This is a genomic window from Mesorhizobium sp. B2-3-7, from assembly GCF_006442695.1.
In the GTDB taxonomy this organism is placed as follows: domain Bacteria; phylum Pseudomonadota; class Alphaproteobacteria; order Rhizobiales; family Rhizobiaceae; genus Mesorhizobium.
This window is the reverse complement of the sequence record NZ_VFVV01000003.1, coordinates 181,614-205,993: the sequence shown is the minus strand read 5'-3', so window position 1 is coordinate 205,993 and position 24,380 is coordinate 181,614. Positions and strand designations below refer to the sequence as shown.

The 24,380-nt window shown below is 63.5% G+C and carries 29 protein-coding genes; 11 read left to right on the top strand and 18 right to left on the bottom strand.

The genetic code is table 11. From position 1 onward, the window contains the following. Window positions 1-12 precede the first annotated feature (12 nt). The 6 genes from FJ940_RS07855 to FJ940_RS07830 form a co-directional block, all read right to left on the bottom strand. Window positions 13-1,281 (bottom strand): multidrug effflux MFS transporter, encoded by a 1,269-nt coding sequence (locus FJ940_RS07855; RefSeq protein ID WP_140631631.1) that lies wholly within the window; start codon window positions 1,279-1,281, stop codon window positions 13-15. 141 nt (window positions 1,282-1,422) lie between these two features. Then, the gene (grxD, locus tag FJ940_RS07850; protein ID WP_013532137.1) at window positions 1,423-1,758 is read right to left on the bottom strand and encodes a Grx4 family monothiol glutaredoxin; all 336 of its coding nucleotides are present in this window, start codon (window positions 1,756-1,758) and stop codon (window positions 1,423-1,425) included. Between the two features lie 153 nt (window positions 1,759-1,911). Next, window positions 1,912-2,145, bottom strand: coding sequence for a BolA family transcriptional regulator (locus FJ940_RS07845; protein WP_140493839.1), 234 nt, complete (start codon window positions 2,143-2,145; stop codon window positions 1,912-1,914). A 122-nt stretch (window positions 2,146-2,267) separates the two neighbouring features. Beyond that, the gene (locus FJ940_RS07840) at window positions 2,268-2,801 is read right to left on the bottom strand and encodes a hypothetical protein (protein WP_140656059.1); all 534 of its coding nucleotides are present in this window, start codon (window positions 2,799-2,801) and stop codon (window positions 2,268-2,270) included. Window positions 2,802-2,848: 47 nt separating this feature from the next. Beyond that, window positions 2,849-5,080, bottom strand: coding sequence for a phosphoribosylformylglycinamidine synthase subunit PurL (purL, locus tag FJ940_RS07835; protein WP_140656056.1), 2,232 nt, complete (start codon window positions 5,078-5,080; stop codon window positions 2,849-2,851). Between the two features lie 221 nt (window positions 5,081-5,301). Next, a complete protein-coding gene (locus tag FJ940_RS07830) occupies window positions 5,302-6,708 on the bottom strand; it encodes a PLP-dependent aminotransferase family protein (RefSeq protein ID WP_140656053.1) in 1,407 nt (468 codons plus the stop codon). Window positions 6,709-6,802: 94 nt separating this feature from the next. On the opposite strand from FJ940_RS07830, the gene FJ940_RS07825 reads away from it, so the two are divergent. Beyond that, window positions 6,803-7,048: a DUF1127 domain-containing protein gene (locus tag FJ940_RS07825; protein WP_140493830.1), complete on the top strand. Its 246-nt coding sequence runs from the start codon at window positions 6,803-6,805 to the stop codon at window positions 7,046-7,048. Window positions 7,049-7,066: 18 nt separating this feature from the next. On the opposite strand, the gene FJ940_RS07820 is transcribed toward FJ940_RS07825, so the two are convergent. The 6 genes from FJ940_RS07820 to purC form a co-directional block, all read right to left on the bottom strand. Next, window positions 7,067-7,723, bottom strand: a complete 657-nt coding sequence (locus tag FJ940_RS07820) for a Pr6Pr family membrane protein (RefSeq protein ID WP_140493828.1) — start codon at window positions 7,721-7,723, stop codon at window positions 7,067-7,069. Window position 7,724: 1 nt separating this feature from the next. Beyond that, complete coding sequence (locus tag FJ940_RS07815; protein WP_140517698.1) at window positions 7,725-8,135, bottom strand: hypothetical protein; 411 nt, start codon at window positions 8,133-8,135, stop codon at window positions 7,725-7,727. Between the two features lie 41 nt (window positions 8,136-8,176). After that, window positions 8,177-8,845: a phosphoribosylformylglycinamidine synthase subunit PurQ gene (gene purQ, locus FJ940_RS07810; RefSeq protein ID WP_140656050.1), complete on the bottom strand. Its 669-nt coding sequence runs from the start codon at window positions 8,843-8,845 to the stop codon at window positions 8,177-8,179. Between the two features lie 106 nt (window positions 8,846-8,951). Next, window positions 8,952-9,176: a hypothetical protein gene (locus FJ940_RS07805; protein ID WP_246670994.1), complete on the bottom strand. Its 225-nt coding sequence runs from the start codon at window positions 9,174-9,176 to the stop codon at window positions 8,952-8,954. Window positions 9,177-9,214: 38 nt separating this feature from the next. Next, window positions 9,215-9,454, bottom strand: a complete 240-nt coding sequence (purS, locus tag FJ940_RS07800; RefSeq protein ID WP_140517697.1) for a phosphoribosylformylglycinamidine synthase subunit PurS — start codon at window positions 9,452-9,454, stop codon at window positions 9,215-9,217. A 69-nt stretch (window positions 9,455-9,523) separates the two neighbouring features. Continuing rightward, complete coding sequence (gene purC / locus FJ940_RS07795) at window positions 9,524-10,318, bottom strand: phosphoribosylaminoimidazolesuccinocarboxamide synthase (RefSeq protein ID WP_127282327.1); 795 nt, start codon at window positions 10,316-10,318, stop codon at window positions 9,524-9,526. Between the two features lie 275 nt (window positions 10,319-10,593). Here purC and FJ940_RS07790 point away from each other — a divergent pair, with 275 nt between their 5' ends. Further along, window positions 10,594-10,914, top strand: coding sequence for a DUF1476 domain-containing protein (locus FJ940_RS07790; RefSeq protein WP_140493820.1), 321 nt, complete (start codon window positions 10,594-10,596; stop codon window positions 10,912-10,914). 163 nt (window positions 10,915-11,077) lie between these two features. Continuing rightward, a complete protein-coding gene (locus FJ940_RS07785; protein ID WP_140493818.1) occupies window positions 11,078-11,851 on the top strand; it encodes an HpcH/HpaI aldolase/citrate lyase family protein in 774 nt (257 codons plus the stop codon). 23 nt (window positions 11,852-11,874) lie between these two features. Here FJ940_RS07785 and FJ940_RS07780 read toward each other — a convergent pair whose 3' ends face one another. Next, window positions 11,875-12,429 (bottom strand): alpha/beta hydrolase, encoded by a 555-nt coding sequence (locus tag FJ940_RS07780; protein WP_140656047.1) that lies wholly within the window; start codon window positions 12,427-12,429, stop codon window positions 11,875-11,877. 244 nt (window positions 12,430-12,673) lie between these two features. Between FJ940_RS07780 and FJ940_RS07775 the strand changes: the two genes are divergently transcribed. Then, window positions 12,674-13,486 (top strand): VOC family protein, encoded by an 813-nt coding sequence (locus FJ940_RS07775; protein ID WP_140493814.1) that lies wholly within the window; start codon window positions 12,674-12,676, stop codon window positions 13,484-13,486. Between the two features lie 58 nt (window positions 13,487-13,544). Here FJ940_RS07775 and purB read toward each other — a convergent pair whose 3' ends face one another. The 3 genes from purB to FJ940_RS07760 are packed head-to-tail and all read right to left on the bottom strand — an operon-like array spanning window position 13,545 to window position 16,158. Beyond that, window positions 13,545-14,852, bottom strand: a complete 1,308-nt coding sequence (purB, locus tag FJ940_RS07770) for an adenylosuccinate lyase (protein ID WP_140522066.1) — start codon at window positions 14,850-14,852, stop codon at window positions 13,545-13,547. A 59-nt stretch (window positions 14,853-14,911) separates the two neighbouring features. Beyond that, entirely contained in the window at window positions 14,912-15,436 is a 525-nt protein-coding gene (locus tag FJ940_RS07765; protein ID WP_224519150.1) for a hypothetical protein, read from the bottom strand. Further along, window positions 15,433-16,158, bottom strand: a complete 726-nt coding sequence (locus FJ940_RS07760; protein WP_140493810.1) for a DUF2259 domain-containing protein — start codon at window positions 16,156-16,158, stop codon at window positions 15,433-15,435. The genes FJ940_RS07765 and FJ940_RS07760 overlap by 4 nt, the downstream gene beginning before the upstream one ends. Window positions 16,159-16,296: 138 nt before the next feature. Between FJ940_RS07760 and FJ940_RS07755 the strand changes: the two genes are divergently transcribed. Next, window positions 16,297-16,551, top strand: a complete 255-nt coding sequence (locus FJ940_RS07755; protein WP_140493808.1) for a DUF2171 domain-containing protein — start codon at window positions 16,297-16,299, stop codon at window positions 16,549-16,551. Window positions 16,552-16,562: 11 nt separating this feature from the next. Here the strand turns inward: FJ940_RS07755 and FJ940_RS07750 are convergent, their stop codons facing one another. Both FJ940_RS07750 and FJ940_RS07745 read right to left on the bottom strand, forming a co-directional pair. Further along, entirely contained in the window at window positions 16,563-17,582 is a 1,020-nt protein-coding gene (locus tag FJ940_RS07750) for a P1 family peptidase (RefSeq protein ID WP_140493806.1), read from the bottom strand. Further along, the gene (locus FJ940_RS07745) at window positions 17,582-18,655 is read right to left on the bottom strand and encodes a branched-chain amino acid ABC transporter substrate-binding protein (protein WP_140656045.1); all 1,074 of its coding nucleotides are present in this window, start codon (window positions 18,653-18,655) and stop codon (window positions 17,582-17,584) included. The genes FJ940_RS07750 and FJ940_RS07745 overlap by 1 nt, the downstream gene beginning before the upstream one ends. A 180-nt stretch (window positions 18,656-18,835) precedes the next feature. Between FJ940_RS07745 and FJ940_RS07740 the strand changes: the two genes are divergently transcribed. Genes FJ940_RS07740 through FJ940_RS07715 form a run of 6 tightly spaced genes read left to right on the top strand, consistent with a single transcriptional unit; the run spans window position 18,836 to window position 24,259 of the window. Beyond that, complete coding sequence (locus FJ940_RS07740; protein WP_140493802.1) at window positions 18,836-19,363, top strand: flavin reductase; 528 nt, start codon at window positions 18,836-18,838, stop codon at window positions 19,361-19,363. Further along, window positions 19,360-20,289, top strand: a complete 930-nt coding sequence (locus FJ940_RS07735; RefSeq protein ID WP_140493800.1) for a MoxR family ATPase — start codon at window positions 19,360-19,362, stop codon at window positions 20,287-20,289. The genes FJ940_RS07740 and FJ940_RS07735 overlap by 4 nt, the downstream gene beginning before the upstream one ends. A 5-nt stretch (window positions 20,290-20,294) precedes the next feature. After that, on the top strand, window positions 20,295-21,545 hold the full coding sequence (locus tag FJ940_RS07730; protein WP_181171746.1) for a VWA domain-containing protein: 1,251 nt from the start codon (window positions 20,295-20,297) through the stop codon (window positions 21,543-21,545). Window positions 21,546-21,602: 57 nt separating this feature from the next. Then, the gene (locus tag FJ940_RS07725) at window positions 21,603-21,941 is read left to right on the top strand and encodes an XdhC family protein (RefSeq protein WP_140560991.1); all 339 of its coding nucleotides are present in this window, start codon (window positions 21,603-21,605) and stop codon (window positions 21,939-21,941) included. 6 nt (window positions 21,942-21,947) lie between these two features. After that, window positions 21,948-22,652, top strand: coding sequence for an XdhC family protein (locus tag FJ940_RS07720; protein ID WP_140656042.1), 705 nt, complete (start codon window positions 21,948-21,950; stop codon window positions 22,650-22,652). After that, window positions 22,649-24,259, top strand: a complete 1,611-nt coding sequence (locus FJ940_RS07715) for a molybdopterin-binding/glycosyltransferase family 2 protein (RefSeq protein ID WP_140493794.1) — start codon at window positions 22,649-22,651, stop codon at window positions 24,257-24,259. Before FJ940_RS07720 ends, FJ940_RS07715 begins: the two co-directional genes overlap by 4 nt. Window positions 24,260-24,380: the final 121 nt, after the last annotated feature.

The following is a 24,380-nucleotide window of genomic DNA, read 5'->3' as shown; positions in this document are numbered from 1 at the left end:
AAAGGCGACAATTCAATGCAGATCGGCAATGTGCCCCGAGACGGGTTGATTCTGCGGCTGGAACATCTTGCCGCGTTCGGCGATGAAGATCATCAGCAGGGCTGCGACCGAGACGCTGCAGAAGCCGGCGGCCAACGGCGTCACCGTGCCGTTGAAAGCCTGGCCGATCAGCGTGCCGAGAATGCCGCCGAGAAACGTCTGCATGAAGCCCAGGATGGACGAGGCCGTGCCGGCCAGTTGGCCGAGCGGCTCCATGGCGAGCGCGTTGAAATTCGCGCCGAGCGCGCCGAAAGGGAGCATGGCGCAGGCAAAGAAGGTGACGAACAGCCAGAGCGGCATCTTCATTTCCAGCGAAACCACCAGCCAGGCCAGGCTGATGACCAGAAACAACAGCAGCGCGCTCTGCGACAGGCGGCGCATGCCGACGCGGCCGACAAGACGCGAATTCAGGTAGTTGGAGAAGGCGAGCACGCCGGCAACGCCGGCGAAGATGACCGGAAACAATTCGCCGACATTGAATATGTCGACATAAATCTGCTGCGCCGAGGCGATGAAGCCGAACATGGCGCCGAAGATGAACGTACTGGCGAAGGCATAGCAGATCGCGACGCGGTTGGTCAGCACGATGCGGAACCCGCCGACAATGGCATTGACGGTCAATGGCCGGCGATATTCCGGATGTAGCGTCTCGGGCAGGCGCAGCAGCGACCAGGCCGAGACGACAAGCGCGCCGACGGCCATGGTGACGAAGATCAAATGCCAGGTCGCGAACAGCATGATGAACTGGCCGATGCCGGGAGCAATCACCGGGATCGCCATGAACACCATGAAGATCAGCGACATCACCTCGGCCATGCGCCGGCCATCGAACGTGTCGCGCACGATCGAGACGGCGATGACGCGGGTCGCGGCCGCACCGATGCCTTGCACGGCCCGGCAAAGTAGAAGCGTTTCAAAGCTTGGCGATATGGCGGCCGCGGCGGCCGCCGCCACATAAATGATCAGGCCGGCGACAAGCGGCGCACGGCGCCCGAATCGGTCCGAGAGCGGTCCGAAAAACAGCTGTCCGCCGCCAAAACCCAGAATATAGGCGGTGATGACATATTGCCGGTGGTTTTCGTTCTCGACGCCAAGCGAGGCGCCGATCTGCTGCAGCGCCGGCAGCATGATGTCGATGGCCAACGAATTGAGCGCCATCAGCGCTGCGCACAGCGCGATGAACTCCCAGCGCGGAATGGGCAATTTGCTTGCCGATTGCGGTGCTGACGTCTGCTGGTCCACGGCAAGTCCGATCTCTCAAACGAAAACGCGCCGGTGGCCCGGCGCATTGGCTCGTCCTGGTCCGGGTCCCGGACGCAAAATTGCCGAGGCGGGGCTGCCCCGGTGCTCAGGGCATGTCGACGGCGACATGCCCAACCGAAATCAGGCGGCGCCTTTGACGCTCACGCCCTTCTCGACAAGGAATGTCTGCAACTCGCCCGCCTGGAACATTTCGCGCACGATGTCGCAGCCACCGACGAATTCGCCCTTTACATAGAGCTGAGGGATCGTCGGCCAGTTGGAGTACTCCTTGATGCCCTGGCGCAGTTCGGCCGAATCCAGCACGTTCACGCCTTTGTAGTCGGCGCCGATATAGTCGAGGATCTGGACAACCTGGCCGGAAAATCCGCACTGCGGGAAACCGGGCGTGCCCTTCATGAAAAGCACGACGTCGTTGCCCTTCACTTCGTTGTCGATGTAGTCGTTGATGCCGCTCATGGAATATCCTTTCCCGCCTGTGGGAGTCAGGCTCGAAGCTTTTCCATCAGATAAACCCATAGGTTGCCCGAAACAAGACTTTAGCCGCGTGGTGGCCTGAATGGCGCAAAAGATGCGGCGTTTTGGGCCAAGCGACTTTGGCGTTGGAAGCCCCTAGTCCGGCACGCTGGTCTGCAGCGCCAGCGCGTGCAGCACGCCGCCCATATTGCCCTTCAGCGCGTCATAGACCATCTGGTGCTGCTGCACGCGGCTTTTTCCGCGAAAGCTCTCGGCCACGACTTCGGCCGCATAGTGATCGCCGTCGCCGGCAAGGTCACGGATGGTCACCCTGGCATCCGGGATGCCCTCCTTGATCAGTTTTTCGATGTCGCGGGCATCCATTGCCATGGCAAGTTCCTGTTTTCGGGCGGGCTGCGGCATGGCTGCCCGTGCGATGAGAGTCGGAGTGAACCTAAAGCCTTTCCGGCCGGGATTGAAGCCGTTCCGTCCAGCCCCAGCGCGATTGTGGCTCACGACGCGTTCTCGCTCTGACCGCCGGCGTCGTCCGCGGGGTCGTCCTCGGGCGTCGAGAAGGTCCGCCCAAGGCTGAAGGTCAGCACATAGAGGGGAAGGTTGATCGCCAGGTTGGCAATCGGCAGGTAGGCGGTCATCCGCCAGACGGGCGAGAAGAACGGCTGGCCGTAGCCATCGCAGGCCAGCGAGGAGCCATACTCCCACAGTGCCCCCAATGCGGCCGCGACGGCGAAAAGTTTTATGCAGGTGAAGATGTGCCTTGTCCGTGCCCGGTCCGGCAGAAGCCGGCTCCAAAGCACCAGGCAGACAAGCGGAACTGCATAGAAAAGGTTTTGCAGGCCAAGCATCGGAAGCGTGTCGTTGGCCGCGGCGAGGAACTCCGCGCGTGTATCCAACCGGGCGCAGACCTCGTTCGATGTCGTCGACAGCAGGAAAAAGACGAACGGGCCGAGAAACCAGAAGAAGAACAGCGATGGCCAGAAGACGACTGCAAGCAGTGCCCGGACGGCCAGTTTCCTGTGGTTGAGCATGATTTTTCCGAAAAAATCGGTTCCCACTTTTCGGGATCACGCTCTGCTCAAATGGCCTGATCCATGAAGCGCGGGAACCAGCCTTCGTGCGCGGCGGTCAATTCGCCGAGCGGGATCGCCCGTGCCTCGCCGAGTTTCAGCGTGTCGCCGCCGGTCGAGCCGATCCAGGGCGCGAAAATGCCGAGTTCGCTTTGCTGTTTGCGGATCGCGTCCCAGTCCTTACTGTCTGGATCGATTGACAGCGTCAGGAGATAGCGGCCCTGGTCCTCGCCGAACCAGACCGGAATAGGATCGGTGCCGGCCAGTCCGGGGACCGTCGCGCCGATGCCTGATGCCATCGCCATCTCGGCCAGCGCGACCGCAATGCCGCCGTCGGAAACGTCGTGAGCCGCGGTGACGATGCCGGACGCGATGAGGGCGCGCACATGGTCGCCGACACGCTTTTCATGGTCGAGGTCGACCGGCGGCGGCGGGCCGTCGCTGCGGCCGTGGATGTCGCGCAAGTAGACCGATTGGCCGAGATGCGTGCCCCATGAGGCCGGCGCGCCGACCAGCAGGATCATCTGGCCTTGCGCCGCGAAGCCGGCCCGCACCATCTTCGACCAGTCGGCGATCAGCCCGACGCCGCCGATGGTCGGCGTCGGCAGGATGCCCTGGCCATTGGTTTCGTTGTAGAGCGAGACATTGCCCGAAACGATCGGGAAGCCGAGCGCGCGGCAGGCATCGCCAATGCCCTTCACCGCGCCGACCAACTGACCCATGATCTCCGGCCGTTCCGGATTGCCGAAATTGAGATTGTCGGTGGCGGCCAGCGGCAGCGCGCCGGTGGCGGTCAGGTTGCGCCAGCATTCGGCCACCGCCTGCTTGCCGCCCTCATACGGGTCGGCCTCGCAATAGCGCGGCGTCACGTCCGACGAGAAAGCCAGCGCTTTGGTCGGATGGCCTTCGACCCGCACCACGCCGGCATCGCCACCGGGAAGCTGCAGCGAATTGCCCTGGATCAGCGTGTCGTACTGTTCCCACACCCAGCGGCGCGACGACAGGTCGGGCCCGCCGAGCAGCTTCAGCAGTGCGTCGGCGACATCGGCCTGCGGAACGTCATTGGCCGCAAGCGGCGCCGGCTTCTTCGGCTCGACCCATGGACGGTCATATTCCGGCGCCTTGTCGCCGAGATCCTTGATCGGCAGGTCGGCGACCTGGCCGCCTTGATGCAGAACGCGGAAGCGCAGATCGTCGGTCGTCTTGCCGACAATGGCGAAGTCGAGCCCCCATTTGTGGAAGATCGCCTCGGCCTCCTTTTCCTTTTCGGGGCGCAGCACCATCAGCATGCGCTCCTGGCTTTCCGACAGCATCATCTCGTAGGCGCTCATGCGCTCCTCGCGCACCGGCACCTTGTCGAGCTCGAGCTCGATACCGAGATTCCCCTTGGCGCCCATCTCGACCGCCGAGCAGGTAAGGCCGGCAGCACCCATGTCCTGGATGGCGATGACCGCACCGGACGCCATCAGTTCGAGACAGGCTTCCAGCAGGCACTTTTCGGTGAAGGGATCGCCGACCTGCACGGTCGGGCGCTTCTCGTCGATCTTGTCGTCGAATTCGGCCGAGGCCATGGTGGCGCCGCCGACGCCGTCGCGACCGGTCTTGGCGCCGAGATAGACGACCGGCAGGCCGACGCCCTTGGCCTCCGACAGGAAAATCGCGTCCGTCTTGGCAAGACCCGCGGCAAAAGCGTTGACCAGGATATTGCCGTTGTAGCGGGCGTCGAAATTGACCTCGCCGCCGACCGTCGGCACGCCGAAGGAGTTGCCGTAGCCGCCGACGCCGGAAACCACTCCCGCCACCAGGTGCTTGGTCTTGGGATGATCGGGAGCACCGAAGCGCAAGGCGTTCATCGCCGCGATCGGCCGCGCGCCCATGGTGAAGACATCGCGCAATATGCCGCCGACGCCTGTCGCCGCCCCTTGGTAGGGCTCGATAAAGGAGGGGTGGTTGTGGCTCTCCATCTTGAAGACGACGCAGTCGCCGTCGCCGATATCGACCACGCCGGCATTCTCGCCCGGTCCCTGGATGACCCGCGGGCCGGTCGTCGGCAGCGTGCGCAGCCATTTCTTCGAGGATTTATACGAGCAATGCTCGTTCCACATCGCCGAGAAGATGCCAAGTTCGGTGAAGCTCGGCTCACGCCCGACGAGGTCGAGGATGCGCTGGTATTCGTCTGGCTTCAGCCCGTGCGCGGCAATGAGCTCGGGCGTGATCGGCACGGAATTGGAAATGGTCATGGGCGGCGGTTTTTATCCGTGGGAGCTTGGGATTTTGAGTCTCCTCTTATCGCAAGCTTTGCGGCCGATACACCCATGGACCGACGAAAAGTGGCTGAATCCGGAGAAAGCCGCGGCGCCTTGAACGCGCGTCCCACCGGACCGGACTCAACCGATGCGCCTCGGTCTTGCCTGGAGGCATGCCGTCGTCCTGAACCGCCGGCGCTCCAAGGCGATGCGGATCAGGAAAAGCTGTCGTAGCCGGCGCGGCCTTCGTCGAGGAGCCTCCGGATCGCCGCAACGCCGTCCGCGATGTCCTTGCGCTGCCTCGGCTGCGAAATGCCGAAGCGCACAGCGTGGAAGACCTGCTCGGAACGGCCCGCCTTGAACTCGTCCTCGTCGTCGATCAGCACGCCGTGCTCGAGGCAGGCGTTCTTGAACGTGCCGGAAAGCCAGGGGTCGGGCAAGGTCAGCCAGACAAAGGGTATATTGTCCCGCGACTTGAATTCGAAGCCGGCCAAAGTCTCGCGCACGATGGCGGTGCGGGCGTTGATTTCGGCGATGGCCCGTTTGCGTATGTCCGCGGCCTGGCCCGACAGCACCAGCCGGGCATTCACCTCGGCCAGCAGGAAAGGCATGCCGCCGGTCATCATCTTGTGGGCAACGCGGATGCGATGGCGATAAGCAGGCGGGCAGGAAAGCCAGCCGCCGCGAACGCCAGCCGCTACCGATTTCGACAGGCCGCCTGCGACGATGGTGCGCTCGGGTGCATAGTCGGCCAGCATTGGCGTCGGATCTTCGGTCAGGCCGCCGTAAAGATCGTCCTCTATAAGAACGACATTGTATTCACGCGCGATCCGCGCGATTGCCTCACGTCGCGCTGCCGGCAGGATCGCCAGCGTCGGATTCTGCACCGTAGGCATCAGAAAGATCATCTTCGGATGCTTTTGCGCGCAGACGCGCTCGAAATCGTCGGGGTCGAGACCCTGATGGTCCGATGCCACCAGCGCCGTGCGACGACCGATCAGGCCGGCGCTGCGCGAAATCTGCGAATAGGTCAGGTGCTCGAAGGCGACGTAATCGCCGGGCGTGGTCAGTGCGGCGATCGCCGCCATGACAGCGGCATGGGTACCGAGCGTCGGCACGATCGTATCGGCGCTCGGTCGAAACGAGTTGCGCGACAGCCAACTGGCGCCGGCCTCGAACCAGCGCTCGGGAAAATCCCGCGTGTAGCTCGAAATCTCATGCGCATGATCCGAAGCCGTGCGCGACAGCACTTCGGTGACGATGGCGCCCTGGCCGACATCGGGCGCCGCGGTGCTGTCGAAGCGCAGCTTGCCGCGCGGCGCATCGATGTCGCGCGTGCCTTGCGCGTCCGGCGCTATGAAGTCGGGCTTCGCGTTCTGCCGGCCGAGGACATAGGTGCCGCGCCCGACCTCGCCGCTGACCAGCCCGCGCTCGCGCAGCAATTGATAGGCCCTGCCGACCGTGCCGACGGTTGCGCCGATGTCATAGGCGAGATCCCGCTGCGGTGGCAGCTTTGCCCCGGCGTCGATCACGCCGCGGTCGATATCTGACTCAATGCTGTCAGCAAGGCGCTGATAAAGCGGGCCGGAGCTGGCCGTGAGGTCGGGAAGCCAATTTGTCATGGTGACAATTTTGTATATTGCGTCGAACGATGAGTCAATTCACATGCGTTGTGTGGAATAAAAGAGTGCAATTTGCAGCTTTGGTAGAGCGAAGATGGATACAATCGAGACAATCAGCCAGACAACCGCAGGATTGTTCGCCGCGCGACCTGTGGACCGCGGCGGCTTTGTCAGCCGCATCGTGCGTATGGTCAAATCGCTGGGGCGCTGGATCGACGGCCTGCTGGAGCGCAGGCGCAGCCGGCTCGCCTTGCTGGACATGACCGACGACCAGTTGAAGGACATCGGCATTTCCCGCTGCGACGCCCATCGCGAAGGGATCAGGCCATTCTGGGAATGAACAGGCGCGATGCAATGTTCAATCCTGCTTGCGTGGCTGCACAACTGGCGCCCTGATCCGCGACAGGCCGCGGTCCGCAAGCACGGCGCCAACGCACAGCGCCAGGAAAAGGGCGGTGATGGCCAGCGAGGCGATGGCGACGCTGGCGATGCCGTACCTGGCGACATCGAGGAACGGGTAGGGCACTTCGCCTGTTATGGACGCCCCCGCCAGCGCATAGGCCAGATAAGCGAGCGGATAGAGCATCCACCAGGAAACGTCTCGCCATCGCGTCTTGCCGTCGGCACCGGCGGCCAGCCACCACAGCACGAACAGTGCAGGCGTCACATAGTGCAGCAGCACGTCGCACAGCAGGAACAGGCCCTGCGGCTGCCAGAGGCGTGCCAGCACGGTGGCGTAGACCATGAAGACCACGGTGATGGCGACGGCGACGCCTGCCCGCATCCGCGCTCCGGCAAAGGCCGGAAACCAGGCATGGCCGGCGGGCGACAGCAGCGACGCATGGACGAGCACCGCACCGATGTTGGTCAGGATGGTAAAGAAGCTGAAGTAGAAGACGACCGAACCGATCAGGCCGCGGCCGGCTTCCATCGAGGCCGGAACGGTGATCGAGAACTGCAGGAAAAGACCGGCCAGCCCTGCGACCAGACCCGCGACCTGCAGCAGCCGGCCCATCTTACGCGGCGGCGGCGCAGGCCGGATTGCCGGCCTGCCAGCGGGCGATGTCGGAGCCGATGCGCGCGCCGAGCGGCTCGGCCATCAGCGGACCGAACACGTCTACACGGCTCGAATTGCCTTGCGCCTGCACCACCAGCAGCGGCTTGCCGCCATAATGCTTGGCCGGCACCAGCAGGAAGCGCGGCGTGCCGCTGAACGAATTCAGCTCATTGGCCATCTGGTAGGATTTGAAGGCCGGGTCCTTGCTGGCGATCCAGCATTTGTGGGCGGAGATCGCCACCTGTTCCATGGCCAGCAGCGCCGCGCTCTTGCCGGAAGGCGGCGGAGCGCTCTTCGGACCCGACTGGCAGGATGCCAGCGCAAGGCCGGCGGCAGCCAGGAGAGCAAAGCGAGCAATCGTCAGTCTCATCGTCAGGCCGCCCCCAGGTTCTGAAAGAATTTCGGAAGATATCAGGCGGCGATGCCGAGCGCGCCTTCGAACAACGCCCGGCCGTCATTGCCGCCATGTGCCGCTTCGATCAGGTTCTCGGGATGAGGCATCAGGCCCAGCACATTGCCCTGGCTGCTGATGATGCCGGCGATGTCGTTGATCGAGCCGTTGGGGTTGGTGCCGTCCGCATAGCGGAACACCACCTGGCCTTCGCCTTCCAGGCGTGCAAGCGTCTCGGCATCGGCGAAGTAGTTGCCGTCGTGATGCGCCACCGGCGAACGGATGATCTGGCCCGGCTGGTAGCGGCGGGTGAACATGGTGTTGGCGTTGGCGATCTCGAGCTTCACCTGCCGGCAGACGAATTTGAGCGAGGAGTTGCGCATGAGCGCTCCCGGCAGCAGGCCGGCCTCGACCAGGATCTGGAAACCGTTGCAGACGCCGATGACCATGACGCCTTTGGCCGCCTTTTCAGCAACCGCCCGCATCACCGGCCTGCGCGCCGCGATCGCGCCGCAGCGCAGGTAGTCGCCGAAGGAGAAGCCGCCGGGAATGGCGATCAGGTCGACATCCGGGATTTCGGTGTCGGTCTGCCAGACCGTGGCTGGCGCCTTGCCGGAAATCTTGGTCAGCGCCGCGATCATATCGCGGTCGCGGTTAAGGCCAGGCAAGAGGACGACGGCTGATTTCATTTTGTTGGCACCCTGATCGTTTGGGTCAATCTGATCTGTCTCGTGAGGAACGCCATTTAGTCAGCTATTTCGACGAACCATGAAGGCAATCTCTCATGGTCTTGGATCATAAGGCGTTTGTGCCTTTTTCGGCCAGTTCGCGCAATTCGAGGCGCTGCTCGATTCGCTCCAGACGTTGATCGATACGGCTTGTTATTGAGTAGATATTGTTGATGTCTGTCTGCGTGCTCAACGCCTGCAATCTGATCGCGACGATCTCGTGCTTAACCTCGCCGAGACCATTCTCAAGTCGATCCATTCGCGAATGAATTTTCTTCAGCAGTTCGTACATCGTCGGTGACTTCGGGCATCCGTGCCTCCGGCGCAACCTCAGGTAAGCGTCACACTATAGTTCTCAATCACCGTGTTCGCCAGCAGTCTGTCGCACATGGCCTTGAGATCGGCCTCGGCCTTGGCCTTGTCGGTCCCGGCGAGCTCGACGTCGAACACCTTGCCCTGCCGCACCGAGCCGATGCCGTCAAAACCTAGCCCCGACAGCGCATGCTCGATCGCCTTGCCTTGCGGGTCCAGCACGCCGTTCTTGAGGGTTACGGTGATACGGGCTTTCATCGATGCTCCTGAATGATCGGTATCGGTCTGCGCCGGACCTGCCGTTTCCGGCAAGCCCGTTGCTGGCAATTAGTGCTTCATGCCCTTCGGCGGCTCGCTCGACGCGACGAGCACCGGTCCGGTTGGACGCGGCGGCTCGTTCTCGTTCATGATACCGAGACGGCGGGCGACTTCCTGGTAGGCCTCCACGAGGCCGCCCATGTCGCGGCGGAAACGGTCCTTGTCGAGCTTGTCCTGCGTCGCCACGTCCCACAGCCGGCAGGAATCGGGCGAGATCTCGTCGGCGACGACGATGCGCATCATGTCGCCCTCGAACAGGCGTCCGCATTCGATCTTGAAATCGACGAGCTGGATGCCGACGCCCATGAACAGGCCGGACAGGAAGTCGTTGACGCGAATGGCCAGCGCCATGACGTCGTCGATTTCCTGCGGGCTCGCCCAGCCGAAGGCCGTGATGTGCTCTTCAGAGACCATCGGGTCGTCGAGCGCATCGGCCTTGTAATAGAATTCGATGATCGAGCGGGGCAGGACCGTGCCCTCCTCGATGCCAAGGCGCTTGGACAGCGAACCGGCGGCGACATTGCGCACCACCACTTCGAGCGGGATGATCTCGACCTCCTTGATCAGCTGCTCGCGCATGTTGAGCCGGCGGATGAAGTGGGTCGGAATGCCCATCCGGTTGAGATGATTGAAGATGTGCTCGGAAATGCGATTGTTAAGCACGCCCTTGCCATCGACGACTTCGTGTTTTTTCTTGTTGAACGCGGTTGCGTCATCCTTGAAGAACTGGATCAGCGTCCCGGGCTCAGGGCCTTCATAAAGTATCTTGGCCTTGCCTTCATAAATGCGGCGGCGATTTTTCATTTGATTTTTCTCTGGATTTGCGGGCAGGCGGCAAGCGACCAGTTCCTGTCCGTCTGCCTAAATTAGTGTGGCGACGGTGGCGTTCAATGCCGGTGTCTATCGTAATCGCCTTGTTTGCTCAATCGGCAAATCCTTTCAATCAACTGCTTTCGGGACCGAAATGCCGCAGCGCAGCAAGCCACGAAGCGTATTGACCGGCCGCCAGCCTTTTGGTTTGTGCTTCGCCATCACATATTCATCAATGCCAGCGAATCGATTTCCATCGGAGGGACGCCATGAGCAACATGAAGGATCGCGAAGAGGGTTTTGAGCGCAAATTCGTGTTCGACGAGGAGCTTCGGTTCAAGGCGTCGGCGCGCCGCAACAAGGCTCTCGGCCTGTGGGCCGCGGAAAAGCTCGGGAAATCCGGCGCCGAGGCCGATGCCTACGCCAAGGAAGTGGTTGTTTCCGATATCGAGGAAGCCGGCGATCACGACGTCTTCCGCAAGATCCGCAAGGATTTCGACGCTGCCGGCGTCAGCCAGTCGGACCATCAGATCCGCCGCACCATGGACGAATTGATGGCGCAGGCCATCGAGCAGATCAAGAACACCTGATCCGGCCGAAGCAGGTTCCGCAAAAATGTCCCACAATTTTGCGACGGAACCTGCGGCAAAAGAATGACTGGACCAATCAACCGCCCGGCCCAGCCGGGCGGTTTTTCTTTGCGTTTCCCGTCGTTTCCGGCTGAAACTGCGATCCTTAGCGAGGAAAGAGCCGATGTCCCTGAAATCCCGCCTTGCGGCCGATGAAACGCTGGTCACCGCATGGTCAGGCGTGCCGGACGCGCTGACCGTCGAAATCCTTGCCAGGCAGGGCTTCGATGCGGTCACGCTCGACATGCAGCATGGCGGCCATCATGAAGACAGCGTGTTGCGCGGCCTGGCGCCCGTGCTTGCCACCGGCAAGCCGGCATTGGTGCGTATTCCCGTCGGCCGTTTCGACATGGCCAGCCGGGCGCTCGATTTCGGCGCCGAGGCGGTGATTGCGCCGATGGTCAACTCGGTGGCGGATGCAAAACTGTTCGCTGCGGCGATGAAATACCCGCCGGTGGGCGAGCGCTCCTGGGGCCCCACCTATGCCTTCCCACGCCATGGCAAGGGTGATCATGCCGAATGGCTGCGCGACAGCAACCAGCGCACCATGGCCTTCGCCATGGTCGAGACGCGGGCGGCGCTCGATGCGCTGGACGGCATCCTCGATACACCCGGTATCGACGGCATTTTCCTGGGGCCATCGGACTTCTCGATTGCCTGGTCGAACGGCACGACCGTCAATTCGACGCTCGAAAGCATGATGGAAACGGTGGGTTCGATCGCCGAGCGTACCCGCAAGGCCGGCAAACATGCGGCGATCTACGTCATCGAACCGGCCATCGCCGGCCGCGTCGTGGCGATGGGCTACCGCCTGCTGGCCACAGGGTCCGAGCACGCGCTGATTTCACTAGGGGCGAAGACGCTGTTGAAAGGCATCAAGGATTCGATCGGCGGCTGAGAGCCGCGATCCGGTCGGGGTCGTCAGGCCTTCAGTTCGGTGAGAAATTTGGCGAAGGTCATCGAACCTTCGGGCCATGGGCCGAAGCCTGAATCGGTGTTGAGGTGACCGGCTTCACCGGCATCGATGAAGAGAGACCCCCAGGCGCCGGCAATGTCCTCGGCGACGTGGAAGGCGCAGAACGGATCGTTGCGGCTGGCAATCACCATGGACGGGAAGGGCAACGGCTCGCGCGAGTAGGGGCCGAACGTCATCAGGTGCCTTGGCCGTACCTCCGGATTGGCGACATCGGGCGGCGCCACGAAGAATGCGCCGGCGACCGGCTTGCGAAACTGCGGGATGGCTTGCACCGCCGCGGCAACGCCAAGGGAATGCGCGACGAGGACGACGGGCTTTTCGGCTTCGTTGACCGCTTTAGCCACGCTCGCCGTCCAGTCCTCGCGCACGGGCTTCGACCATTCCGCCTGCTCGACGCGCCGCGCGGTCGACAGCTTTGACTGCCAGCGGGTCTGCCAGTGCTCGGGTCCGGAGTTAGTGTAGCCCGGGATGATGAGAATATCTGCGTCTTTGACTTTCATGGCGCTGAGATAGCGAGCGTGATTGCCTCATGCAACCGCCGATGGACGCGCTCCTGCTTGCAATGGTGAACACCATGTTCGCTTTTCGCTGTCTTGTGTGAACGATCACGATCGCCGATTTGTCCTCTGGAAAGAAACAGCCGTGAAGGACCGCATTTGGTGCTGACACGATGTACAATGATCGCCGGCGCCGGGCTCCTGACCTCGGGGTTTATGCCAAAGCGTCGCCGCAACGGAGACAATCATGAGCGAACTGCCCTTTGCCGCCACCACGCCGGTGAGCGTTGCCCGGGTCGGGCTGAAGGCGCGCGACGCCGAAAGCCTAGCGGCCTACTATCGCGCTGTTGTCGGCTTGCAGGAATTGAGCCGCGCCGATGGCGCGATCACCCTGGGCGCCGCCAACCGTCCGCTGTTGGTGCTGGAGCCGGACGCCTCGGCCAAGCCTGACGATCCGCGCAGCGCCGGCCTGTTCCACACGGCTTTCCTGCTGCCCAGCCGTGCCGATCTCGGCCGCTGGATCAACCACGCCATATCAGACAAGATCGCCATAGAGGGCGCTTCGGACCATCTGGTCAGCGAAGCGCTGTACCTCACCGATCCCGAGGGCAACGGGATCGAGATCTATGCCGATCGCCGTCCGCAGGACTGGACGTGGAACGGCGACAAGATCGCGATGGCGACCGAACGGCTGAACATTCCTTCGGTCGTCGCCGAAGTGCCGGCGGGCGACGCGGGCTGGCAGGGAGCGCCTGAAAACAGCATTGTCGGCCACGTCCACCTGCGCGTCGGCCGGCCGGAAGAGGCGGAAGCCTGGTGGAACCAGGAATTCGGCTTCGACACGGTGGCGAAGTATGGCGGCCAGGCTGTGTTCCTGTCGTCAGGCCACTACCATCATCATATCGGCGCCAATGCGTGGCAGAGCGCCGGCGCCGGCCGCCGCGATCCGACCCGGTCAGGCCTTGCCTGGGTCGAGATGCGGTCCGACAACGTGGCCAGTGAAACGACCCGCGAAGATCCGTGGGGCACGGTGATCAGGACCGTTCCCGGCAAAGCGTGATCGGCAGTTACGTCCTGCGGTACCTTCTCCTCGTAGCGACGGGGAGAAGGAAAGCCCCTCAGGCCTCTCCGAACACCCGCCGGAAGATCGTGTCGACATGCTTGGTGTGGTAGCCCAGGTCGAATTTCTCGCGGATCTCGGCTTCCGGCAAGACGGCGGTGACGTCATTGTCGGCCAGTAGTTCTTCAAGAAAATCAGCGCCTTGCTCCCACACCTTCATGGCATTGCGCTGCACCAGCCGGTACGCATCCTCACGAGAGACACCGGCTTGCGTTAATGCCAGCAGCACGCGCTGTGAATGCACCAGGCCGCGGAACTTGTTCATGTTCTTCAGCATGTTGTCGGGATAGACGAGCAGTTTGTCGATGACGCTGGTCAGCCGCGCCAGCGCGAAATCCAGCGTCACCGTCGCATCCGGGCCGATCATGCGCTCGACGGAGGAATGCGAAATGTCGCGCTCGTGCCAGAGCGCCACATTCTCCATCGCCGGCAGCGCGAAGGAGCGCACCATGCGGGCAAGGCCGGTTAGGTTCTCGGTCAACACCGGGTTGCGCTTGTGCGGCATCGCCGACGAACCTTTCTGGCCAGGCGAAAAATACTCTTCGGCTTCCAGCACCTCGGTGCGCTGCAGATGCCGGATCTCGATCGCCAGCCGCTCCACCGACGATGCGATGACGCCGAGCGTGGCAAAGAACATGGCATGGCGGTCGCGCGGGATCACCTGCGTCGATACCGGCTCCGGCTTCAACCCGAGCTTTGCCGCGACATGCTCTTCGACATAAGGCTCGATATTGGCGAAGGTGCCGACCGCTCCCGAAATGGCGCAGGTGGCTATGTCCTCGCGAGCATGCACGAGCCGCTCGCGGCAGCGCGAAAATTCGGCATAGGCTTGCGCCAGCTTGACGCCGAAGGTGGTCGGCTCGGCATGGATGCCGTGGCTGCGGCCGATGGTGACGGTATCCTTGTGCTCGAAGGCGCGGCGCTTCAGCGCCGCAAGCAGCGCGTCGATGTCGGCCAGCAGCATGTCGCTGGCACGCGTGAGCTGCACCGCGAAACACGTGTCGAGAACGTCCGAGGATGTCATGCCCTGATGGATGAAGCGGGCGTCGGGTCCGACGAATTCGGCGAGATGGGTGAGAAAAGCGATGACGTCGTGCTTGGTGACGCGCTCGATCTCGTCGATCGCATCGACGTCGAACTTCGCGGCATTGCCTTTTTCCCAGATGGTCTTCGCCGCCTGTTTCGGGATGACGCCGAGTTCGGCCAGCGCGTCGCAGGCATGAGCCTCGATCTCGAACCAGATGCGGAACCGGGTTTCGGGCGACCATATGGCCACCATTTCCGGCCGGGAGTAGCGAGGGATCATCGGTCAGTCCTGACGTGTCGAGAAATTTGCCCGCGTCCTAACAGAGGCGGACAAAATGCTCAACGCCGCCGCCGCGCAAACCAGAGGCTGGCGGCAAACAAGGCGAGGAACCCGATCGGGAAATAGAGCCTGATGCCCAGCACCACGAACTGGTAGAGCGCCACCGCCATCGTGAAGACGAACTGAAGCCCCCAGGTGAGGGTGAAGGTGGGTGCATGCCATGCGGCATAGTAGGACCGGTATTGCAAGGCATACAGCCCGGCGGTCAGGCCGATCGTCGCGGCGGCGAGACCCACGAATGCCGCCGCGAAGGCGACTTCCCAGCTCCTTCCGCGCGAGACCAGCCGTGCCGCGAACAGGCCAACAGGAAAGGCCAGAGCGCCGCCGCCTGCAAACAGCAGCGTCACGGTGCGGATTTTATCTGGCGTCACCCAACTTTCCAGCAACAGGTTGAGGAGCGCGCTGGCGCCCATCGTGGCGGCCCAAAGCAGCGCGCCGAGCAGCGCCGTGCCCGGCGTTGGTATGGCGCCGCGGAGGCGGCCCAGGGCGCGATGACGCCTGGCGGGGTGGACGAGCGGTGTCACAGGCGGCCGGTCACCGCGATCCAGCGATAGTCCGGGCCTTCGAAGCCATATTGGCGCACCGCGATCAGCACCGCATAGGCGCTGGGATTGTCCATCGAAAATGTCTGCACGGCTCCGATGCGGTAGCCGTTCGGGCAACCCCGGCTCTTGGGGATCGATTTGTCCTCGTGCAACAGCTTCGTCGTACCGCCGGCTTGCGCCTCGACGCGCAGCAGCCGAAAGCCATTGATCTCACCCTGGCTCTCGCAGCCCTTAGTCTCGTTCATGCCGATCTCGTCCAGCCGGAACTCGAGCGGCTGGTCGACTGGCGAGAAGATCGGACGCGGATTGACCGCCATCCGATGCGGGTCGGCGGACATCTCCGTTACCGGGTTGAAGCCTGCGGTGATGCCCTTGTTCGCGGCCAACTCCGCCTGGCTGACGACCGCTTCGCCCTTCTCGCGGGCCTGAATACGAGCCGCCGTCAACGTGGCGTTCTCGTCGTCGAGCCGGACGCGAATAGGCGTTCCCTGGAGAAAGCTGTCGTTGCTGGTGTCGATATAATAGCGATTGGCGTAGGGAAATCCCGATCCATCCTGCACGCCATATTCTTCGAACGCGAAGATGCCGCCGTCCTTGGTGAAGCCCAGGATTTCAAGCTCGGCGACGTCCCCGGCCCGGGCGGCGACGACTGCGCAAAACTGCGCAAGCAGGCAAACGGCAAACAGAAGAAGGTTTTGCATGAGGTTTTCCGCCGGCCAACGATATCGCCATTCCCTATCACGACAAGATACCGGCGTCGCGCTGCCCGATAAAGCAAGCGCCATGCATCCAATCGCGGCCTCGTCTGTTATTGTCGGCAGTCCCAATGGAGAACCACCATGACCGACACCAGCAAAATTCGTGAGCATATGGAAGTGATCGGTGCCGATGGCGTTCATGTCGGCACGGTCGACAAAGTCGAGGGGCAGCGGATCAAGCTGACCAAGTCCGACAGCGGCATGGGCACGCATAAGGGGCACCATCATTTCATTCCCCTGAGCCTTGTCGCGGAGGTCGAGGGAAAGAAGGTCTGGCTGTCGGCGAATTCCGACGTCGCGGTCACTTTCGAGGAAGAAAAGTCCGACCCCACCTGATCGCGTATAAGTCAGCGCGAAGACCAGACCGGAAACAGATCGCCCTCGGCGGGCGTCGCGGCGAAAACGCCGCGCGTGATGGCGCGCGCCATCGTGGCGCCTGCCGCGGCATAAAGGTCGATTGCCGCGTCGGCTTCGAGCCGGATACCGCTCCTGCCGGTCGCCAGCGCGAAGACCAGATCGCCATCGGCCGGCGTGTGCGTCGGCCATATGGCCCGCACGAAACCGTCATGCGCTGACATGGCCAGGCGCTTTGCGGCGGCCTTGGTGAGAACGGCATCGGTGGCGATAACGGCGATGGTGGTGTTGCCGCCGGCATCCGCTTTGCCCGTGAACGTCTTGTCGCGAAACTTCAAGAGGATGCTTTTGGCGTCGTCCGGCATTGGCGAGGGATAGCCAAGCCCGCCGAATTCATCGCCGATCTCGAACGGAGCCGCCCAGAAATGGCGGCTTCGGCTGATGGTCACCGAGCCGATCGGATTGACCGCCGCCAGCGCGCCGATGGTGACGCCATTGTCAAGCAGCGTCGAAGCCGAGCCAAGCCCGCTCTTGAGACCGGAGGTCAGCGCGCCGGTGCCGGCGCCGGTCGTGCCGATCTGGAAATCCGAACCGGCGGCCTGCACCGTCTCGTAGCCGAGGTCGCGGTATGGCGGATAGCGGCCCCAGTCCTTGTCGCCGCCATTGCGCAGGTCGAACAGGATCGCCGCCGGCACGATCGGCACGCGAAAGCCGCCGACCTCGAAGCCGATGCCACGCTCGCGCAGTGCTGCCTGTACGCCGGACGCTGCGTCGAGGCCGAAAGCCGACCCGCCCGACAGCACCACGGCATGGACCGTCTCAACCGAATTGTGGGGTTCGAGCAGGTCCGTCTCGCGCGTGCCCGGCGCACCGCCCAGGATCTGGACGCCGGCTACGGCCGGTTCGTCGCAAAGGACCGTCGTCACGCCGGATTTCAGTCGGGCATCGGAGGCATTGCCGACGCTGAGACCGGCGACATCGGTGATCAGGTTGCGCGGGCCGGTGCGAAACATCAGTTGCTTTCCAACGGTACGAAGCGGGCGCCATCGAACCGGAAGACGCGGTACGGATTCCGGCTGAGGTCGCCCTTCGCATCAAAGCGCACCGGCCCGATCGCCGTGGTGAAATCATGCCCGATGAGCGCTTCCGCAAGCGGCCTGCCGGAGCTTGCGGCTTCCGCCATCGCCGCCTTGGCGGTTTCTACCGCCGCATAGGCCGGCAGCGTGTAGCCGTCCGGCACGATCTTCTGCGAGGCAAACACCTCGAGCACCTTGGGATTGGCGACATCGGCCCATTCCGGGGGAGCGATCATCAGCGTTCCCGTGGCATAGGGCACCGCGCCGGGCGGAGTGCGCAGGTTCTCGCCGCCGGCGAATACGATGCCGGCGTCGAGTTGCGCGGCGTCGCGACCCATGATGGCGATGTCGTCGCCGTCGCCACCGGCAAAGACATGGGTTGCGCCGGCCTTCTTCAGCCGGCCAATCAGACCGATCTGGTTGTCGAGCTGCGGCCGGAACGTATCGACGAACACCGGCTTCAGCGCCGCCTGTTCGGCCGCCGCCCGCAACGTCTCGGCGATCTCACGGCCGTAGATGGTGCCGTCATCGATGACGGCGAACAGTTCGTTCTGCCAAAGCCGGGTAAGGGTGGTGGCGACGGCATTGCGCTCGTCGTCGCCCCTCGGTCCGAGCCGGTAGACCGGCCAGCCGGTCTTGGGACGACGGTCAGTCAGGCTTTCGGTTCGCACGCCAACGGTGATGACGGCGATGCCTGCGTCCTTCAAGATCGGCATCGCCGCCTCGATCGCTTCCGTACAGAGAAATCCCACGACGACATTGACCTTGGCGGTCGCGAATTCCCGGGCTGCCGCGGCACCCCCATCGGCCGTGCAGGCATCGTCGATGGTCTTGAGCTCGATGCCGTTCGCCTGGGCCGCCACTTCGGCGCCGGCTTCGATCTGCCTGCCAAGGATCGCCGAGGATCCGGAGAGCGGCGCGGCAACACCGACGAGCAGCGTCTGGGCGTTGGCGGCGCCGGTTAGCAGCAGCCAGGCCAGCGCGGCAGATATCGTTGCCCCGGGTCGCATCCTGTCGAAGACTTCCTCCAAGCGAGCCCGGATGGTCCCGGCGCCACTCCCGCCAAGACCTAAAGGCTGCCCGGTCTTGGCGCAACACGCGAATTTCGGGATATGGGCCAAGCACTTCGCTTGTGGCTTGTCATATCTAGCCATATATAGCGATAGGGTTCAGGCTATGGAAAATCTCCGGTGTTGAAGAAGAACGACATTGGGCCGCAGGCCTATCGCGACGCGATGAGCCATTTTGCCGGTCACGTCCATGTGGTGACCACCGACGGGCCGGCCGGCAAGCGTGGCGCGACGGTCATCGCCGCCTGTTCGGTTTCCGATACGCCGCCGACCATTTTGGTCTGCCTGAACCGTGAAAATCCCAAGAACGAGCCGTTCGTGAAAAACGGCAGGTTTGCCTTGAACACGCTTGCCTCGCACCAGGAGCCGCTGTCGATCGGCTTTTCCGGCATCACCGGCCTGCCGGTCGAGGAACGTTTCGCGCTCGGCGAGTGGGATGTGATCTCCACCGGCGCGCCGACCTTGAAGGGCGCGCTCGCCGTGTTCGACTGCGAACTGATCGACACGAAGGACCTGGCCACCCATCGTGTGCTTTTTGGCAAGGTGACAGGCCTGCGCATGGGCGATAATTTGCGGCCGCTGATCTATCACGCCCGCGGCTACCACGTTTTGGAAAGCGGGGCAGAGGCGTCCACGGAGAAGGAATGACCGAGCTAAAACCGCGCCCCGTGCCGCGGACGATCGACGAGACGCTCGATCTCTTGACCGGCGCGGACTATGTGGCGGACCGGTCGTTGGCCACCGTGCTTTTCCTGTCGCTGCGCATGAAGCGGCCGCTGTTCCTCGAGGGCGAGGCCGGCGTCGGCAAAACCGAGATCGCCAAGGTGTTGGCAGAGGCGCTCGGCCGCCGGCTGATCCGTCTGCAATGCTATGAGGGTCTCGACGTCTCGTCCGCCGTCTATGAGTGGAATTATGCCGCGCAGATGATCGAGATCCGCATGGAGGAGGCGGCCGGCAAGGTTGACCGCTCCGACATGGAGCGCAACGTTTTCTCGGAAAAATACCTGATACGCCGTCCGGTGCTCGATGCGCTGACCGGCAAGGCCGGCGCCGCCCCGGTTTTCCTGATTGACGAGCTCGACCGTACCGACGAGGCGTTCGAGGCGTTCCTGCTCGAGATCCTTTCCGATTTCCAGGTGACGGTGCCCGAACTCGGCACGATCAGGGCGGAGGAGCCGCCGATCGTCATCATCACCACCAACCGCACCCGCGAAATCCATGACGCGCTGAAGCGGCGCTGCCTCTATCACTGGGTCGATTATCCCAGCGCCGAGCGGGAGTTGGAGATTGTGCGCCGCAAGGTGCCGCAGGCGAACAGCCGGCTTTCGGCCGAGGTGGTCTCCTTCATTCAGAAGCTCCGCCAGATCGAATTGTTCAAGATGCCGGGCGTTGCCGAGACCATCGACTGGGCCGGCGCGTTGACCGAACTCGACAAGGTCGCGCTCGACCCGGAAACCGTCTCCGACACGATCGGCGTGCTGCTGAAATACCAGGACGACATTGCCCGCATCGGCGAGGGCGAAGGCCGGCGTATCCTCGACGAGGTGAAGGCCGAGCTTTCGGCGGCGGAGTAGGGCTCATGGCCATGCCTCGCGCGGAACCCAGGGAGGCGACTGTCGACGGTCACATCGCCGACAACATCGTCTATTTCGCCCGTGTCTTGCGCAAATCAGGCATGCGCGTCGGTCCGGCCTCGGTTAAGGATGCCATCGAGGCGGTACTTGCCACCGGCATCGGCGCGCGCGACGATTTCTACTGGACGCTGCATGCCGTGCTGGTGTCGCGGCATGAGGACCATGCCATCTTTGACGAGGCCTTCCGGCTATTCTGGAAGTCGCGTGAGCTGATCGAAAAGATGCTGGCGATGCTTTCGCCGGTGGCGCCCGATACCAGGGAGAAGCAGAAGCCACGCGCGGCCGAAAGCCGTGTCAGCCAGGCCATGTTCGCAGGCCACAGCAGGAATCAGCCGGCGCAGGAAATCCCCGAGATCGAGGTCGACGCGCGCTTTACTTTCTCCGGCAACGAGGTGCTGAGGGCCAAGGATTTCGCTCAGATGAATGCCGCCGAGATGGCCGACGCCAGGAAAGCGATCGCCGAACTGCGGTTGCCCTTCGATATGGTGCGGACGCGCCGTTTCGAGGCCGATTCGCACGGTCGCCGCATCGATCCGCGTGCCATGATGCGCTCGGCCGCACGCACTGGGGGCGAACTGATCCTGCCGAAATTCCGCTCGCTCCGCGAAGTGTATCCGCCGTTGGTCGTGCTTGCCGACATTTCCGGTTCGATGAGCCAGTACACGCGCATCTTCCTGCATTTCCTGCATGCTCTGACGGAAAAGCGCCGGCGCGTGCACACTTTCGTTTTCGGCACCAGGCTCACCAATCTGAGCCGACAGATGCGCCATCGCGATCCCGACGCCGCCCTGGCCGACTGTTCCACCGCGGTCAAGGACTGGTCGGGCGGCACGCGCATCGGCGACACGCTGGCCGAGTTCAACCTGATGTGGTCGCGTCGCGTGCTGGGACAGGGCGCGGTGGTGCTTTTGATCACCGACGGGCTGGAGCGAGACGAGGTCGACGGCCTGTCGGAGGAAATGGAGCGTCTGCACAAATCCTGCCGGCGGCTGATCTGGCTGAACCCCTTGCTGCGCTTTGACGGTTTCCAGGCGCGCGCCCGCGGCGTCAGGGCGATGCTGCCGCATGTCGACGAATTCCGTGCCGTGCACAATCTCCACGCGCTCGCCGATCTCTGCGCCTCGCTGGACCGGAAGCCTGGATATGCCGTCGATCCGCGGCGATGGATGGAGGGTGGCGCGAGGCGCGCCGCGTAGCCATATGCTGCTGAACACACATATTTCCGGGAAAAACAGACCCTGAGAGAAGCAACGATGAGCGACAGCATTTATCTCGACGAGGCCCGTGACCCGCTGATCATCGCGGAAGGCTGGATGAAGGAAGGCAAGGATGTCGCCATCGCGACCGTTGTCGAGACCTGGGGTTCCGCGCCACGCCCGGCCGGCAGCCATCTGGTCATCGACGCCGACGGCAATTTCCACGGCTCGGTTTCGGGCGGCTGTGTCGAAGGCGCCGTGGTGACGGAGGCCATGGACGTCATCGGCACCGGCAAGCCCAGAATGCTGGAATTCGGCGTCGCCGACGAGACCGCCTGGCAGGTGGGCCTTTCCTGCGGCGGCCGCATCAAAGTATATGTGGAAAGGCTAGGCTGATCTTCAATGGATCCCTATGCGCTGAAAACACTCAACGCCGAGCGCCGCGCCCGCCGCGCCGCGATCCTGGTCACCGATCTTGGTGACGGCCGCGACCGTATCGTGCGCGAAGGCGATCCGGTCGCCGGCGATCTCGGTGCCGCGATCAGCAAGGCGTTCCGCACCGGGAATTCCGGCTCGGTCGAAGCGGAAGGGCGGACCTTTTTTCTCAACGCGCATCTGCCGCATCCTCGCCTGGTGGTGATCGGTGCCGTGCATATCAGCCAGGCGCTGGCGCCAATGGCCAGGATCGCCGGCTATCCAGTCGAGATCATCGATCCGCGCACGGCTTTTGCCACGTCGGACCGCTTTCCCGATGTCGCTTTGCACGCCGAATGGCCTGAGGAGGTCCTGCAACGACAGCCACTCGACAGCTACACGGCAGTCGCTGCCATCACCCACGATCCCAAGATCGACGATTTCGCGCTGAAGGCGGCGCTCGACGCCAGGTGCTTCTATGTCGGGGCACTCGGCAGCAGGAAAACCCATGCCAAGCGTGTCGAGCGCCTGTTGGCGCTGGGCGCCAGTTCCGAGCAGATCGGTCGCATCCAGGCGCCGATCGGTCTCGATATCGGCGCGGCCAGCCCCGCCGAGATCGCCGTCGCCGTGCTGGCGCAGGTCATTCACGCGTTTCGCTCGCGCGGCCTTGAAGCCAGGGAAGCCGCAGCGTGAAATTCGGCCCGGTTCCTATCGAACAGGCCGAAGGCGCCGTGCTTGCGCACGCGACGACGGTCGGCGAGCGACGTTTCCGCAAAGCGCATCGGCTGAGTGCAGAGGATGTCGGGGTGCTGAAAGCGGCGGGCATCAGCGAAGTCGTCGCGGCCGTGCTTTCTCCCGGCGATCTGGGCGAAGACGCCGCCGCCGAACGGATCGCGACCGGTATGCGCCACCGCAATGTCGCGGCCAAGCCTGCCGCGACGGGGCGGGTCAACCTCCATGCCGAAGCCGCTGGCGTCTTCACCGTCAACAGCGCGATGATCGACGCCATCAATGCCGTCGATCCAACCATCACCATCGCCACGCTTGGCCAGCATGCGCCGGTCGAAAAGGGCCAGATGGTGGCAACCGTGAAGATCATTCCCTTCGCCGTTGGGTCGGCGCTGGTCGATGCGGTCATGGAAATCTGCGCCGGCGGCGAGATCTTTGCCGTCAATGCCTATCGGCCCATTCGTGTCGGTGTTATCCAGACCGTCTTGCCGGGCGTCAAGCCGAGCGTGCTCGACAAGACGCTGCGCGTCACCGAGGCACGGCTGGCGCGTTCGGGCGGGCGGCTGACGGCCGAGCGCCGCACGCCGCACGAGGTTGCGCCGGTTGCCGAGGCGGCCGCCTCGCTGGCGCGCGATAACGACATGGTCGTGATCTTCGGCGCTTCGGCCATGAGCGATTTCGCCGACGTCGTTCCGGCCGCGATCGAGGAAGCGGGCGGTACTGTCATCCGCGCCGGCATGCCGGTCGACCCCGGCAATCTACTGGTGCTCGGCAGGCTCGCCGGCAAGCAGATCATCGGCGCGCCGGGCTGCGCCCGCAGCCCCAAGGAGAACGGCTTCGACTGGGTGCTCGACCGGCTGATCGCCGGCCTCGACGTAACGGCGACCGACATCGCCGGCATGGGCGTCGGCGGCCTGCTGATGGAAATCCCGACACGCCCGCAGCCGCGCGAACCGCTGCCGGCCGTAAGCCGGCTCAAGGTCGGGATCGTGCTTTTGGCGGCAGGCCGTTCGAGCCGCATGGGCGGGCCGAACAAACTTATGGCGCTTTTCGACGGCCAACCGTTGGTCCGCCGTACAGCAGAGCGTGCGCTCGCCTCGAAAGCTTCGGGCACGATCGTCGTTACCGGCCACCAGCGTGAGCGGGTGCGCGGCGCGTTATCGGGCCTGGACGTGACTTTCGCCGACAATCCCGATTTTGCCGATGGGCTCTCCACCTCCCTGAAAGCCGGTATGGCCTATCTGCCGGGAGATGCCGCCGGTGCGATGATCGTTCTCGGAGACATGCCGGGTGTCTCGACCGGCGATCTCGACCGGCTGATCGATGCGTTTCGCGGGGCGGGAGGCAATTTGGTCGTCCGCGCCTCGCACCTTGGCAAACGCGGCAACCCGGTACTTCTGCCGCGCTCGCTGTTCCCGGCTGTCGCCCATCTCGAAGGTGATACCGGCGCACGCCATCTGGTCGAGGCCGGAGGACTTGACGTCGTCGATGTAGAGATCGGCGAGGGCGCGTCCGTCGATGTCGACACTCGCGAGGCGCTGGAAGGCGCCGGCGGCGTGCTGCAGGATTGACAAACCCGGGCCGAATTACGCAAGCCTGCGGTATGGCTTCCGGTTTCATTTCGTTAATGTCAACGCTTCTACCCCCCTCTGGCCTGCCGGCCATCTCCCCCTCAAGGGGGGAGATTGGACA

Excerpts from the sequence above, each read along its gene's own strand:
- purL (WP_140656056.1), bottom strand. The coding sequence starts at position 5,080 with ATGACCATTTCCAATTCCGTGCCGATCACGCCCGAGCTCATTGCCGCG.
- FJ940_RS07805 (WP_246670994.1), bottom strand. The coding sequence starts at position 9,176 with ATGTACGAACTGCTGAAGAAAATTCATTCGCGAATGGATCGACTTGAG.
- FJ940_RS07760 (WP_140493810.1), bottom strand. The coding sequence starts at position 16,158 with ATGCAAAACCTTCTTCTGTTTGCCGTTTGCCTGCTTGCGCAGTTTTGC.
- FJ940_RS07775 (WP_140493814.1), top strand. The coding sequence starts at position 12,674 with ATGAGCGAACTGCCCTTTGCCGCCACCACGCCGGTGAGCGTTGCCCGG.
- FJ940_RS07780 (WP_140656047.1), bottom strand. The coding sequence starts at position 12,429 with ATGAAAGTCAAAGACGCAGATATTCTCATCATCCCGGGCTACACTAAC.
- FJ940_RS07725 (WP_140560991.1), top strand. The coding sequence starts at position 21,603 with ATGAGCGACAGCATTTATCTCGACGAGGCCCGTGACCCGCTGATCATC.
- FJ940_RS07785 (WP_140493818.1), top strand. The coding sequence starts at position 11,078 with ATGTCCCTGAAATCCCGCCTTGCGGCCGATGAAACGCTGGTCACCGCA.
- purQ (WP_140656050.1), bottom strand. The coding sequence starts at position 8,845 with ATGAAATCAGCCGTCGTCCTCTTGCCTGGCCTTAACCGCGACCGCGAT.
- FJ940_RS07825 (WP_140493830.1), top strand. The coding sequence starts at position 6,803 with ATGGATACAATCGAGACAATCAGCCAGACAACCGCAGGATTGTTCGCC.
- FJ940_RS07820 (WP_140493828.1), bottom strand. The coding sequence starts at position 7,723 with ATGGGCCGGCTGCTGCAGGTCGCGGGTCTGGTCGCAGGGCTGGCCGGT.
- FJ940_RS07720 (WP_140656042.1), top strand. The coding sequence starts at position 21,948 with ATGGATCCCTATGCGCTGAAAACACTCAACGCCGAGCGCCGCGCCCGC.
- purB (WP_140522066.1), bottom strand. The coding sequence starts at position 14,852 with ATGATCCCTCGCTACTCCCGGCCGGAAATGGTGGCCATATGGTCGCCC.
- FJ940_RS07845 (WP_140493839.1), bottom strand. The coding sequence starts at position 2,145 with ATGGCAATGGATGCCCGCGACATCGAAAAACTGATCAAGGAGGGCATC.
- FJ940_RS07790 (WP_140493820.1), top strand. The coding sequence starts at position 10,594 with ATGAGCAACATGAAGGATCGCGAAGAGGGTTTTGAGCGCAAATTCGTG.
- FJ940_RS07745 (WP_140656045.1), bottom strand. The coding sequence starts at position 18,655 with ATGCGACCCGGGGCAACGATATCTGCCGCGCTGGCCTGGCTGCTGCTA.
- FJ940_RS07735 (WP_140493800.1), top strand. The coding sequence starts at position 19,360 with ATGACCGAGCTAAAACCGCGCCCCGTGCCGCGGACGATCGACGAGACG.
- FJ940_RS07755 (WP_140493808.1), top strand. The coding sequence starts at position 16,297 with ATGACCGACACCAGCAAAATTCGTGAGCATATGGAAGTGATCGGTGCC.
- FJ940_RS07815 (WP_140517698.1), bottom strand. The coding sequence starts at position 8,135 with ATGAGACTGACGATTGCTCGCTTTGCTCTCCTGGCTGCCGCCGGCCTT.
- purC (WP_127282327.1), bottom strand. The coding sequence starts at position 10,318 with ATGAAAAATCGCCGCCGCATTTATGAAGGCAAGGCCAAGATACTTTAT.
- FJ940_RS07730 (WP_181171746.1), top strand. The coding sequence starts at position 20,295 with ATGGCCATGCCTCGCGCGGAACCCAGGGAGGCGACTGTCGACGGTCAC.
- FJ940_RS07750 (WP_140493806.1), bottom strand. The coding sequence starts at position 17,582 with ATGTTTCGCACCGGCCCGCGCAACCTGATCACCGATGTCGCCGGTCTC.
- grxD (WP_013532137.1), bottom strand. The coding sequence starts at position 1,758 with ATGAGCGGCATCAACGACTACATCGACAACGAAGTGAAGGGCAACGAC.
- FJ940_RS07830 (WP_140656053.1), bottom strand. The coding sequence starts at position 6,708 with ATGACAAATTGGCTTCCCGACCTCACGGCCAGCTCCGGCCCGCTTTAT.
- FJ940_RS07840 (WP_140656059.1), bottom strand. The coding sequence starts at position 2,801 with ATGCTCAACCACAGGAAACTGGCCGTCCGGGCACTGCTTGCAGTCGTC.
- purS (WP_140517697.1), bottom strand. The coding sequence starts at position 9,454 with ATGAAAGCCCGTATCACCGTAACCCTCAAGAACGGCGTGCTGGACCCG.